Raw genomic sequence first — 12,606 nt, forward strand, 5'->3', positions numbered from 1 at the left:
CGATCACCCCGCGATGTGGACCGACGGACCGCCCCAGATGGCGATGCCGAAGATCAGGTCGACGAACATGATGGCGATGAGGGCCGACCGCACGGCGCGGCCGACGGCACGGCCGACGCCGGCGGGTCCGCCCGCGGCCTTGAATCCGTGGTAGCAGCACACCGAGACCACGACCAGCGCCATGATCGTGACCTTCAACATGGACAGGAACAGGTCGCCGGGGATCAGGAAGGTGTCGAAGTAGTGCTGGTAGGTACCCGGTGCCTCGTCGTAGCCGACGGTCACCACGAGCCGGGTCGCCAGCCAGCACATCATCACCGCGATGGCGTACAGCGGGATGACCGCGATGAGCCCGGCCATGATCCGGGTGGTGACCAGGTAGGGCACCGGCGGCACCGCCATCACCTCGAGCGCATCGATCTCTTCTGAGACCCGCATCGCGCCGATCTGGGCGGTGAAGCCCGCGCCGACGGTCGCGGTGAGCGCGATCCCGGCGATGATCGGAGCCACCTCGCGGGTGTTGAAGTACGCCGAGAAGAATCCCGACAGCGCGGAGACGCCGATGTTGTCGAAGGAGGTGTACGCCTGCAGGCCGACCTCGATGCCCGACGCCGCGGTGAGAAACCCGATCACGAGAACGGTCCCGCCGATCAGTGCCAAGGCCCCGGTTCCCATCGCGACCTCGGCCAGGAGCCGGACGACTTCCTTGCGGTAGCGGTGGAAGGCATGAGGGACGTGGGAGTAGGCGCGTGCATGGAAGGCGAGCTGCTCGCCGAGCTCGCGGAGTGCTGATGCGTTGACCGCCATCTCAGGCTCCCAACTTGAACTGGAGGAACAGGGTGCTGATCACGCTGTTGGCGGCGAACAGAAGCATGAACGCGAACACGACTGTCTGGTTCACCGCTTCCCCGACGCCCTTGGGGCCGCCCTTGGCGTTGAGGCCCAGGTAGCAGGCAGTCAACCCGGCCAGCAGTCCGAAGATCGCGGCTTTCGCCTCAGCTGCGATGAAGTCTGACAAGCCCACGAGAAGGGTGAGGTCGTTGAGGTAGAGCCCTGGGGTCGCGCCCTGCAGCACCACCGAGAAGAAGTAGCCGCCGACCAGGCCGACGACGGTCACCAGTCCGTTGAGGGCGATGCCCACCAGGGTCGAGGCGGCCACGCGCGGCACGACGAGCCGGTGGATCGGGTCGATCCCGAGCGTGGTCATCGCGTCGATCTCCTCGCGGATCTTGCGGGAGCCCAGGTCCGCGCAGATCGCGGTCGCCCCGGCACCGGCGACGACCAGGACGCTGACGATCGGACCGATCTCACGGACGACGGCGACGGCGGCCCCGGCCCCGGCGAGGTCGACCGCGCCGATCTCGATCAGGAGCTGGTTGACCTGGAAGATGATGACGACGCAGAACGGGATCGCGACCAGGAGCGCGGGCCAGAACGAGACGGTCGTGATGAACCAGGCCTGGGAGACGAACTCGCGGAACTGGAAGCTGTGCGTGAACCCCTTGCGGAAGACCGAGACGACGAAAGCGTAGAAGTCGCCGAAGGACGCCAGAGCCTTGAAGAGGGCGTTCGACTGGAGCGCCTCGGCGGCGATCCGCTGACGCTCGGGCGTCATGCCGCGGGGACCGGACGGCTCCATCCGGTCTGTCTGGGTGGCCGTCATGAAGCGGCCCGACCGTTGATCTCGACCACCGGAAGCCGCAACGCGGCCGGCGCCTCGGCCGGCACCATCGGCTGCTTCGGGCCGACCGGCGCGATCCGCTCGTATGCGGCACCGAGCGGCGGGCGCAGGTCGGTCTCGCCCTTGTTCGGCCACAAGGACATGGCGCGCTCGGCCTGCGCGGTGATGGTCAGGCTCGGGTTCACGCCGAGGTTGGCGGAGATCGTCGAGCCGTCGGTGATGTGCAGCCCAGGGTGGCCGTGGACGCGGTGGTAGGGGTCGACGACGCCGCTCTCGGCGCTGTCCCCGATGACGCAGCCACCAAGGAAGTGGGCCGTCATCGGGATGTTGAAGATCTCGCCGATGCTCGAGAACGGCCGGCCGTCGATCTTCTCGCTGATGCTGCGGATCGCCTGGTTGGCGACCGGGATCCAGGTCGGGTTCGGCTCGCCGTGGCCCTGCTTCGAGGACAGCCGCAGCGCCCCGCGACCGAAGCGCCGCTTCTTGCCGAAGACGGTGATCGAGTTGTCGCTGGTCTGCATGACCAAGGCGATGACCGTACGCTCCGCCCAGGTGCGGATCCCCAGGTAGTGACCGAGGAACTGGACGGGGTGGCGCAGGATCTGGCCGATCCACTTCAGCGCCCTGGGCACCCGGCCGCCGCCGTCGGTCATGACGGTGGTGAGCAACCCCATGAACCCGGAGCCGGCGCCGTAGCGCACCGGCTCGATGTGGGTGTGGTCGTTGGGGTGGATCGAGCTGGTGATGGCGACGCCGCGGTTGAGGTCGCCGTCGATCCGGGCTCCGGGCCGCATGCTCGCGGTGCACAGCGCTTCGGAGTTCGTGCGGGTCAGCTCACCGAGCCGGTCCGAGAGGCCGGGTAGGAGCCCGCGCTGCTTCATGGTGTGCAGCAGCTCCTGCGTACCCCAGGTGCCGGCAGCGATGATGACCTGGTCGGCCGTGATCGTGTGCGCGGTGCGGCGGCGCGAGCCGCCCGACTCGTGAACCGCGATGCGGTAGCCGCAGTCGTACGGGGTGATGCTGTCGACGGTGGTGAGCTCCCGCACCTCGGCACCACCCCGCTCGGCGAGATGGAGGTAGTTCTTCAGCAGCGTGTTCTTCGCGTTGTGCCGACATCCGGTCATGCACTCGCCGCACTCCAGACAACCGGTGCGGTCGGGGCCGACCCCGCCGAAGTACGGGTCGGCGACCGTTACGCCCGGCTCCAACGTGTCACCGCGACCGAAGAAGACCCCGACCGGCGCGGGACCGTAGGTGTCGGCCACGCCGAGCTCGGCGGCGACCTCGCCCATGATCTCGTCGGGCCGGGTGGTCGTCGGGTTGGGCCGGACCCCGAGCATGCGTTTTGCCTGGTCGTAGTAGGGAGCCAGCTCGTCGCGCCAGTCGGTGATGTGGGACCACTGAGCGTCGCGGTAGAACGCGTCCGAGCGCGGCTCGTAGAGCGTGTTCGCGTACACCAGCGACCCACCGCCCACGCCGGCGCCGGCCAGCACGACCACGTCGCGGAGGAGCCGGATGCGCTGGATCCCGAAGCAGCCGATCCGAGGCGCGAACAGGAACCTCCGGGCATCCCAGGAGGTCGCCGCGAAGTCCTCGTCGCGGAACCGGCGACCGGCCTCGAGCACCAGCACCCGGTAGCCCTTCTCGACCAGTCGCAGAGCGGCGACCGAGCCGCCGAAGCCGGAGCCGACCACGACGACGTCGTAGACCTGTTCAGGGCTCGATGCGTTCACCGGAACATCACTTTCAGTCCTTTGGAAACGTGTCACCCGTCACATGACTGGGCTTGCGAAGTTCAACACCGGGCTCGCGGAGACCTCTTGTAGGCAGCACCAAATATGGGCGCCCGGACTGTGCAACACGACAACCGCTCCATGCCTTTCCGCAAACTAGGCCGTGCCGCAGCACTGACGCGATCACGACGTGGCCGGGGTCACAAATTGGGCTAGCCTGGCAAGCCAGCGCTACCCAATCCGGGAGGGATTTCAGTTGTCCATCGATGCTCTTCCCGCCGATTTCGCCACCTGGCTCCCCCGGTTCGTCGCCGACGAATTGCGCCCGGAGATGGTCGAACGGTGGGTCACCCGGACCAGCAGCGCGATCCGGCGCGAGTTGCCCGAACTCGCCTCGGCGCCGGATTTTTTCGCGCTCCTGGAGGACGCCGTCAGGGAGCACTGGCTTGCTTTCCTAGCGGCCTTCGGCCAACCCGATTTCCACGCCCACCTGCCTAAAGCGGGCAGTCAATTGGCTCGTGAGGTCGCCGGCCGTCAACTGCCGCTGGAGCTTCTGATCAAGATGTACAGAGTGGCTCAGCAGGAGTCATGGCACTACGTCACCGGCGTCGTCAACGCACTGCCGACCGACCAGATCGACCATGCTGCGCTGCTCATTTTCTTCTGGGGCCGCGCGAGCTCATGGATCGACGGAGCGATCACAGACTCCACCGAGATCTTCCATGCCGAGAGTTCCCGCCGCACCAAGGGCGTGGCGGCGAGGCAGTACGAAGTCGTGAAGGCCCTCTTGGCTAACGAGCCCACCGACCCCCGGCGCGCCTCGGCCGCTCTGGGCGGCTATCCGATGTCGGTGAGGCACACCGCCTTGATCCTGGAGACCGCCGACGCTTATGCCATCGACGGGCTCGAACGTATCGTCCACGAGGTAGCGAGCCTACTCGGCGGGAGTAGTCCTCTTGTAGTCCACCCCGGCGGCCGTCAACTGTGGGCCTGGATCGGCACGCGTGACCAGCCGGATCTAGGCGGTCTCGAGAACCTCGCCCCCGACCTGGTGAGCATCAGCGCAGCACTGTACGCCGGCACACCCGCCCCCGGCCAGGCGGGGTTCGTCAGCAGCCACGATGATGCCCGACGCACCCTTGAGGCCGCCACGAGTGGCGGTGGATCAGCAGCTGTCATGCGCTACGAGCAGATCGAGCTCCTTGCGCTGCTCGGCTGCAGTCCCGAGGTCGACCGGTTCGTCGATCGTGTGCTGGGGCCGCTGGGTTCATCCGATGAGCCGACGGCACGGATACGCGAAACGGTTCTAGCCTTCCTGTCACACGGTGGAAGCGTGGAGGACACAGCCGAGGAACTCTGCGTGCACCGCAACACCATCCGGTATCGGCTTGGCCGGGCGGAGGATCTACTGGACCGGCCGGTAGCCAAGACCGGGGACGAGCTCCGGCTGGCGATCCAGCACCGGGAGCTGTTTCATTCACCTGACAACCTGGCCTGAGCCGCCGCGATCCGAAGACCACCGCCGCCGACGCCAAGCACGACTCGCCCAATTGACCCTGATCGACTGCGAGACCATCATGACCCCAACCTTCACCCGGGCGTCCTAACCCAACTGTCACCATTACGTGCAGCAGTCCCGAAGGGCCTGATGTACCGGCCCGAGGTCCGGCTGCAGCTCAAACGCGTGTTCTTCCTCCCCGCGTTCGCCGCCCTGGAGGACCCAACCAGTCGGGCCTACTACGGACCGCTCTGTGACGCATCTAGGCATCGCAGTTGCTGGCGGGCGAAGTCGTCGCGTGACCGCTTGTGATCGTCACCACCCACGTGCAAGTCGAGCGACGGAGACAGACCGGTGCCGCGCCCGTCCGACAATTGCTCCAACATTCGGGCAAGCGTGTCGGCCAGCCGACGTGTTCCTGCGCTGACCGCTTCAGGCTCAAGTCCTTGCTCTCTGAGATCGGTAAGGTCCAGCGGACGACCGACGTTGATACTGACGGTCGTCCGCTTGAACAGCCTCGGGCGCCGGCTATAGGCGGGCAGGATCTCTTGAGCGCCTCGTTGCACCACCGGAATCAACGGTGCTCCTGACTCGAGTGCCAGCCGCACCGCTCCTGTCTTGAGATCCATCATGCGGCCGTCGGGGTCTCTCGTAATCGATCCTTCGGGATAGATGACAAGAAGCGCACCGCCGCGGAGAGATGTCAAGGCGGCGCCGAATCCGTCCGCGCCACGAGAACGGTCAACCTCCACATGCCCGGCGGCACGGAACCACCACCCCACGATGCGCTCGCCGAACAGACTGCTCTTGGCAAGGAATGCCGGAGTCCTTCCGTTCGCGAGCACCATCTCGGCAATGAGCAGCGGGTCAACATGGGAAACGTGGTTCACGGCGAGCACCACGCCGCCGCTGGATGGGATCTGTTCAACGCCATGCCAGTCCCGACGGCGCACCAAGACCAACGCCGGCTTGCAGACCAAGAACGCGATCCACCACGCCACGCCCCACCCAGGTAGAAACGCAGGTAACCTCACTGGACCTCCACCGATGGCTGGCTGTGCACGTAGGACACCGCTACTGAACTGGGCACGTTGCTCGGACCTCTCGGATCTCTCATCTGCAGGTCGCATTCGCCGGGGCTCATTCCTTGTCCAGCGTTCGCGGCGAAATGTTCAGCACCGACGACCACGAAGGTGGCCTCGGCGGATCCGACCCCCCGTCCATTGTCGTCCCGCGCCTCGGCGTGGAGCAGCAGCCGTCGTCCTTCCCGTTGGGCCACGTTGGCGCAGAAGGTGTACGGCTGGCGCAACCGGAACGGTGCTCGGTACTCGACGGTAAGGCTGCGAGTGACGGCGAGCGATCCGACCGTGTAGAGCACGAACCCAAACAAGTCGTCGAACGCGAGTGCGACCGCTCCTCCATGCGCGATACCTGGGGCTCCTACATGCGCCTCGTCGAAGCAGTGGACTGCTTCGACTCCCGACGCGGTGCGGACCGCACGCAGATGCAGGCCGGCCGGATTATCCGGCCCGCATCCGGCGCAATCCGGCGAGTGCGGGGGCAGCGTCTGGCCGATCCCCACCGGGCGCTGACCGGCGAGGTGCGCCGCCCAGCGAGAGATCACTCCCCCCTCGCGGGATACGTCGCCTTCGCTACCGCCAACGGGCGTCATCTGGTTGCTGTGCTTCCCAATCGCCGTCATCCGTGTCACTTCTCTATTCGTCGGGCTTCGAGTTGTCCGAGTGAAGCGATACTTCTCAGACTTCGATGACGGCCAGTTCGCCGTCGGCATGCAGTGCGCGTAGGCGCTTCTTGTCGAATTTCCCGACCGACGTCTTCGGTACCTCGGCGACGAAGCTCCAGCGCTCCGGCAGCCACCACCTGGCAACCTTGTCCTCGAGGAAGTCACGAAGCTGGGCCGGTGTGAGTTCCCTGCCCTCGCGTACGGCGATGACGGCCAGTGGCCGCTCCTGCCACTTCGCGTCCGGAACCCCCACCACGGAGGCTTCCAGAACGTCGGGGTGACCGGCGAGGTGCAACTCAAGCTCAACCGAAGAGATCCACTCCCCTCCGGACTTGATCACGTCCTTGGTGCGGTCGGTCAACGTGACGAAGCTGCGTGAGTTGATGCGCCCGACGTCGCCGGTGCGCAACCACCCGTCGTGGAACCTCTCTCCGTCGTCCTCCTCCCGGTAGTAGGCGCCGCTGATCCAGGGCCCGCGCACCTGCAACTCCCCCACCGCCGCGCCATCGTTGGGCAGCACTCGGCCCGCATCGTCGACGATCCTCAATTCCACTCCAGCGACCGGACGCCCCTGGGTGGCACGCAGTTGCCACTGCTCGGACGGGTCGAGCGATGCGGGCGGACGGGCGACGGCGGCCAGCGGAGAGGTCTCAGTCATCCCCCATGCTTGGACGATCTGCACGCCGTACTTCTCTTGGAATGTCTTCATGAGGTGCAGGGGCACCGCAGAGCCACCGCAGGCGACAAGACCGAGCGAGGACACATCGTGGCTTGGGTTGGACTCCAGAAAGTTCAAGACGTCGTTCCAGATCGTCGGGACTGCTCCGGCGATCGTGGGTCGCTCAGCACCGATCAGGCGCACGAGCGGTTCGGCCTGTAGGAAACGCTCGGGCATGAGTAGGTCGGCACCGGCCATGAAGGCGGAATAGACCAGGCCCCAAGCGTTGGCGTGGAACATGGGCACGATCGCGAGGATGCGGTCACCGGCGCCGATACCGAGGCCGTCTGCGAGACAGGCGGCCATGGAGTGCAGGTAGGTCGACCGGTGACTGTAGGCGACTCCTTTGGGATTGCCGGTGGTCCCGGACGTGTAGCACATGGCCGCCGCCGTGCCTTCATCGAGCTCGGGCCAGTCGAAGGCCTCGGGCTGACCCGAGATGAAATCCTCGTATCTCACGACCGTGACGTCCTTGCTGCGTAGCGGAGTGAGATCGACGTCGCCCGTCACCACGACGGTGTGCACGCTGGTGATCTGCGGTAACACCGGAGCCAGGAGGGGTACGAGACTGCCATCGGCGATGATCACTCGATCTTCGGCGTGGTTGCCGATGTAGGTGATCTGCTCCGCGGCGAGGCGCAAGTTCAGGGTGTGGAGCACCGCGCCCATCGAGGGCACCGCCAAGTACGCCTCCACGTGTTCTTGGTTGTTCCACATGAAGGTGGCGACCCGATCATCGCCAGTGATTCCGCAGCCTCGCAACGCGTGAGCCAACTGCGCAGCCCTACGGCCGACCTCGGCGAAGGTGCCGACCTTTACGGTTCCATCGGGTTGCAGCGTCCGCACCGTTGCAGACCCGTGCACGCCTGCGCCGTGACGCATGATTGCTGTGGTCGTCAACGGGACGTTCATCATCGTGCTCTGCATAAGGTTCCTTCACTCGTGTGTGGATCCGCACGGACAGTTGTTCCGAGATAGCCGACCTTCGAACGTCAATGGCGATGATCAGCCATCTGCCGCCGCCAAGGAGGTTGCGGCAGACTCCAGGGACTCGACGAGACGCAACTCCAACTCCGGTAGCCGGCTGGCTATCAGGACCACGTCGTCAATCCGCGAACGTGGGTGGGTGTCGCGCTTGACCGCAGCGCGGGCGGCTTCTGTCCAGCCCTGTGCGCAACGGGCAGCTTCGGTCGCAGCCTCAGCGGTCGCCTGGTCGCCGGTCAGACGTGCGACTTCTGCGCAGCCATCTGCGAGCAGTCGCCGAAAGAGCCCGCCGCCGGTGCCTGCCTTCTCGATGAAGGCACCCAGGCTGAACAACAAGAGTCCGAGTTCGTCGTCGGGAAGTTCCGCCCAGGTCGCGATGTCGTCAGCGAACAGAGCAACCGCCTTCAGGCCTTCGGCACCGACCGCGGCTGTGGCGGGGCCGGCAATGCTGTGTTGTGACGGATCGCGCATGTTGCCGGCACACTGGATGAACGCGCCCGCGGCGGCTTCCTCGATGGCGGGCAGGGACGGCGGCCAGGTGATGCGGTACGTGCAGTGACGCGTGGGTTGTGGGAATGCCGTTGAGGACCGTGCCCGGGCCAAGGCGTCCAAAGGCACCTTCTGCACCTCGGCGCGGTCGTTGTCCACGACGTAGGCGAGTTGTTCGTCTTCGTCGTAGCCGATGACGACGATGTCGTGACGGCTCATCTGCAGCTGGACACGGAGGTACGGAAGTTCGGCGATGTCTCCCCAAATCAGGCTGGGTCGACCGGCGTCGAGTTCGTTACGGACCCACGACCATCCCTCGGCGGGATCGTCGGTGGTAAGGACCTGCACGACACCGCCCAGTCGCGTCGGTAGATCGATTTCGAAGTCAGCACCTCGCCCCACCAGGTACAGCGGGGGGAAGAGTTCGCTCGACCGGAGGAACGAGAGCCCTAGAGCGCCGCCGAGCGTGAAGACCAGGCCCTCATTGGGCGGTCCATCCCATCCCAGACCGTGCCAGTGCAGCAGATCGCGCATCGCACCGGAGCCGCAGTGTCCCCCCAGTCGATGGGGGTAGTCCTGGATGAAGGCATTGACGGGCATGTGGCGTCCTTCTCTTTGTGCTCTTCGTGCCGAATGGTTCTGGAGTTGGGGGTCAGTTGTTCCGAATGCGGTCGAGGTACGTCTGGCGGGCGACCATGTCGACGTCGTCGAGGAAGACCGAGTCCGTGCCCAGGACAGAGCCGAGCGCGGACGCCACCCGTCCGGGCACGAACTTCATCGCTGCGACCATGCCGCCGGCGAGGCGAGTGACCCGTACGAAGGGACGGGGATGCTCGATCAGCTCGGCTGTCGCGCGAGCAATCTCTTCGGGTTCGGCGTTGCGCAGCCCCTTGGCTCCGGCCGTGCCGGCGACGAGCTCGGTGTTGGTGAATGTCGGTCGCACGGTGGACAGTTGGATCCCGGACTTGCGGTACTCCTGCCGTGCTGCCTCGGTGAATCCGATGACTGCGAACTTGGTGGCGCAGTAGGTAGCCAGGCCAGGCACGGGCAGTTCCCCGGCCAGCGATGCGGTGTTGATGATGTGTCCGGCCCGCCGCGGCAGCATCCGCTGGAGGGCGAGCTTGGTCCCGAAGATCACTCCGAGGAGGTTGATCTCCACCTGTCGCCGGGTGACGGCGTCGTCCTCCTCGTGAGCGTGTCCGGTGGGCATGATGCCCGCGTTGTTGACCAGCACATCGAGGGGGCCAAGCTGTTCCTCGACCATGTCGAGGAACGCCCGGAACGAGTCGGGGTGGGTGACGTCGAGATGGCCCACAACAGAGATACCGAGCTCGTCCGCCGCTTTCTTGATACGGGCCTCGTCGATGTCGCCGATGGCAACGCGGTGGCCGCGTTCGGTCAGTTCCTTCGCCGTCTGGTAGCCGATGCCACGGGCTCCTCCAGTGATCGCGATCGTCTTGGCGGGGAAGGAAGTGGCGTGCGTCATCTGCGGTGCTCCTTGTTCTGGCCGAGGCGTTGACTCAGGCCGCGTCCGGCTGCTGCGCGCAGCATCTTCGCGGCGATGGCCGTACGCCAGGCGGAGTACGGGTACCACGTGAGCTCTCTTGCCCGGACTGGAAGTCGTGGCTCGGTGACCGCGCGGACGCGGCAGTACTTGTGCAGCCCGTCGGCTCCTCCGAGCCGGGCGCCCATCCCGGAGGCCTTCCAGCCACTGTGAGGCAACGTCATCGCGAAGAGGTTGCTGAAGACATCGTTGATGTTGACCGCGCCGACCTCCAGGCGCCGTGCAACACGGCGGGCGCGAGCACGATCACGAGTCCACACGGTCGCCGACAATCCGTACGTCGAGTCGTTGGCCAGTCGGATGGCCTCTTCTTCGTCGGCGACGCACATCACCGGGATCGTGGGTCCGAAGGTCTCCTCGGTCATGCAGGACATCGTGTGATCCACGTCGACAAGGACCGTTGGCGTGTAGTAGTTCCCGGCCGCACCCCGCTTGCCGCCGGCCACTACCTTCGCTCCCGCGGCCACCGCCTCGCTGACGTGGCGATCCGCGATGTCAACTTGTCTCGCGGTGACCATCGCACCAACATCGTTGCCGGCATCCGCCCCCTGGGTCAGGGACTGCACGCGCTGTGTCAGGCGGGCCACGAATTCCTCGTAGACCGCAGCAACGACATACACGCGTTCGACGGAGATGCAGACTTGCCCTGCGTTGAAAAGGCCACCCCAGGCGACGCCCTCGACCGCTCGAGCGAGATCGGCGTCCTCCAGCACGATCGCCGGATCCTTGCCGCCCAGCTCCAGACTCACCGGTTTCAACTGCTCAGCACAGCGGAGGGCGACCTGGCGCCCTGTCGCTGTCGAGCCCGTGAACTGGACGAAGTCGGCGGCATCCACCACTGCGGCACCAGTGTCGCCGGCTCCTGTGACATGTGCGAGAACGGGTGGCGCGCCGATCTCGCGCCAGCCGTCGATGACCCGCGCGCAGGTCAGCGGTGTCTCTTCTGAGGGCTTCGCCAGTACCGCGCAACCGGCAGCCAGTGCGGGGGCTGCGTCCATGAGGAACAGGGTGATCGGGAAGTTCCACGGGGTGATCAGACCGACGAGTGGGTAGGGCTGGTAGGTCTTGGACAGTCGTTTCGGCAGGCTGAGTAGACCCGCGGTCTTGACCCGTTCGTCGGCGAGGAACTCCTCGGCATGGTCGGCGTAGTAGGTGATGAACTCGCACGAGGCGGTCGTCTCTACGAGCGCGTCCGGACGAACCTTGCCTGTCTCGGCCTGCAGCAGGTCGGTGAGCTCATCGGAGTGCGTGAGGATCCAGTCGCGCCAGAGGCGCAGCCACTTGGAGCGCTGCCGCGGACCAGCCTCGGCCCATGCACGTTGGGCCAGCCGGAGCTGCGTGGCGCGGCGGTTCACAGCGTCACGGTCGTCAACGGACACGGTTCCCACCAGCTGACCGTCGGACGGGTTGCGCACCTCGAGTGCGCTATTTGAGGTCGTTGTGGTGGTCATTGATCCTCCTGAGGCGAAGTGGACCGGCGTGAGGATCCACCGGGTTTGACCTGGCTGGCGGGCTTTGCGGTGAAGGCGTCGTCGATCGCCTGCGGCGAGGCCTCGACCATCGATCCATAGGTGTTCCGAAGCTCGGTCAGGATCGCGGCCAGGGGAAGGTCGTCATAGACGCCGCGCTCGCGGACGTACTCCATGTGCTGGGTTCCGTCCCCAGTGAAAGCGTGCATGAGCGCGTCGTGCTCGCCGTCGAATTCCACAGGTGGAACGCCGAAACGAGCGCATAGTTCGACGTTGAATGCCGGGGTGGCCTTGAGCCATCTCCCGTCGATGTGGAGACTGCTGTATCCGTGATAGACGAACAGGTCGGTGCCGCCCATGAGCTTTCGCAGTGATTCGGTCTGCAGATGGTTGCGCACATCAGCGAACCCCAACCGCGCTGGAATTCCCGCTGCACGGCACACTGCGGTCAAGAGGACCGCTTTCGGGACGCAATAGGCACGGCCCGCTTGGAGGACGAAACTCGCGCGGTAGTTGGCGGGGTCGGCCGAAACGGTGTAGGGGTCGTACCAGACTTGGTCCCGGACGGCAGCGAAGAGGCGCCTCGCCTTTTCCCTGTCGCCGGACGCGTCACCAACGGTGGCCTCGGTGAAGGCGCGGATGTCTTCGTGCTCGATGTCGAGGAACTCAGTCGCCTCAAGGAACGACGCCGGACTGCAGCTCATCCTCGCTCCAAGGTCATCGGAT

The 12,606-nt window shown here is 65.8% G+C and carries 11 protein-coding genes; 1 reads left to right on the forward strand and 10 read right to left on the reverse strand.

Annotated features, from left to right (window positions below; all coding sequences use genetic code 11):
• Positions 1-3 precede the first annotated feature (3 nt).
• Genes OG984_RS17390 through OG984_RS17400 form a run of 3 tightly spaced genes read right to left on the reverse strand, consistent with a single transcriptional unit; the run spans position 4 to position 3,414 of the window.
• Positions 4-807, reverse strand: a complete 804-nt coding sequence (locus tag OG984_RS17390) for an MlaE family ABC transporter permease (RefSeq protein WP_008362695.1) — start codon at positions 805-807, stop codon at positions 4-6.
• A gap of 1 nt (position 808) precedes the next feature.
• Positions 809-1,663 (reverse strand): MlaE family ABC transporter permease, encoded by an 855-nt coding sequence (locus tag OG984_RS17395; RefSeq protein WP_008362696.1) that lies wholly within the window; start codon positions 1,661-1,663, stop codon positions 809-811.
• Entirely contained in the window at positions 1,660-3,414 is a 1,755-nt protein-coding gene (locus OG984_RS17400; RefSeq protein ID WP_008362697.1) for a GMC family oxidoreductase, read from the reverse strand. Before OG984_RS17400 ends, OG984_RS17395 begins: the two co-directional genes overlap by 4 nt.
• A gap of 256 nt (positions 3,415-3,670) precedes the next feature.
• On the opposite strand from OG984_RS17400, the gene OG984_RS17405 reads away from it, so the two are divergent.
• Positions 3,671-4,912 (forward strand): PucR family transcriptional regulator, encoded by a 1,242-nt coding sequence (locus OG984_RS17405; RefSeq protein WP_008362698.1) that lies wholly within the window; start codon positions 3,671-3,673, stop codon positions 4,910-4,912.
• A gap of 239 nt (positions 4,913-5,151) precedes the next feature.
• Here OG984_RS17405 and OG984_RS17410 read toward each other — a convergent pair whose 3' ends face one another.
• From OG984_RS17410 to OG984_RS17440, 7 genes are all read right to left on the reverse strand, one after another.
• Positions 5,152-5,913: a lysophospholipid acyltransferase family protein gene (locus OG984_RS17410; protein WP_008362699.1), complete on the reverse strand. Its 762-nt coding sequence runs from the start codon at positions 5,911-5,913 to the stop codon at positions 5,152-5,154.
• Positions 5,914-5,942: 29 nt separating this feature from the next.
• Entirely contained in the window at positions 5,943-6,614 is a 672-nt protein-coding gene (locus tag OG984_RS17415) for a PaaI family thioesterase (protein WP_008362700.1), read from the reverse strand.
• A 55-nt stretch (positions 6,615-6,669) separates the two neighbouring features.
• A complete protein-coding gene (locus OG984_RS17420; RefSeq protein ID WP_008362701.1) occupies positions 6,670-8,301 on the reverse strand; it encodes a long-chain fatty acid--CoA ligase in 1,632 nt (543 codons plus the stop codon).
• A gap of 78 nt (positions 8,302-8,379) precedes the next feature.
• Positions 8,380-9,447, reverse strand: a complete 1,068-nt coding sequence (locus OG984_RS17425; RefSeq protein ID WP_008362703.1) for a BtrH N-terminal domain-containing protein — start codon at positions 9,445-9,447, stop codon at positions 8,380-8,382.
• 52 nt (positions 9,448-9,499) lie between these two features.
• Positions 9,500-10,333, reverse strand: a complete 834-nt coding sequence (locus tag OG984_RS17430) for an SDR family oxidoreductase (protein WP_008362705.1) — start codon at positions 10,331-10,333, stop codon at positions 9,500-9,502.
• Positions 10,330-11,862 (reverse strand): aldehyde dehydrogenase family protein, encoded by a 1,533-nt coding sequence (locus OG984_RS17435; protein ID WP_008362707.1) that lies wholly within the window; start codon positions 11,860-11,862, stop codon positions 10,330-10,332. The genes OG984_RS17430 and OG984_RS17435 overlap by 4 nt, the downstream gene beginning before the upstream one ends.
• A complete protein-coding gene (locus OG984_RS17440; RefSeq protein WP_008362709.1) occupies positions 11,859-12,584 on the reverse strand; it encodes a transglutaminase-like domain-containing protein in 726 nt (241 codons plus the stop codon). The genes OG984_RS17435 and OG984_RS17440 overlap by 4 nt, the downstream gene beginning before the upstream one ends.
• Positions 12,585-12,606: the final 22 nt, after the last annotated feature.

The organism is Nocardioides sp. NBC_00368, assembly GCF_036090055.1.
Lineage (GTDB): Bacteria > Actinomycetota > Actinomycetes > Propionibacteriales > Nocardioidaceae > Nocardioides.

Coding starts and splice junctions, on each gene's coding strand:
- OG984_RS17390 (WP_008362695.1), bottom strand. CDS start 807: ATGGCGGTCAACGCATCAGCACTCCGCGAGCTCGGCGAGCAGCTCGCC.
- OG984_RS17395 (WP_008362696.1), bottom strand. CDS start 1,663: ATGACGGCCACCCAGACAGACCGGATGGAGCCGTCCGGTCCCCGCGGC.
- OG984_RS17415 (WP_008362700.1), bottom strand. CDS start 6,614: ATGACGGCGATTGGGAAGCACAGCAACCAGATGACGCCCGTTGGCGGT.
- OG984_RS17420 (WP_008362701.1), bottom strand. CDS start 8,301: ATGCAGAGCACGATGATGAACGTCCCGTTGACGACCACAGCAATCATG.
- OG984_RS17425 (WP_008362703.1), bottom strand. CDS start 9,447: ATGCCCGTCAATGCCTTCATCCAGGACTACCCCCATCGACTGGGGGGA.
- OG984_RS17430 (WP_008362705.1), bottom strand. CDS start 10,333: ATGACGCACGCCACTTCCTTCCCCGCCAAGACGATCGCGATCACTGGA.
- OG984_RS17435 (WP_008362707.1), bottom strand. CDS start 11,862: ATGACCACCACAACGACCTCAAATAGCGCACTCGAGGTGCGCAACCCG.
- OG984_RS17440 (WP_008362709.1), bottom strand. CDS start 12,584: ATGAGCTGCAGTCCGGCGTCGTTCCTTGAGGCGACTGAGTTCCTCGAC.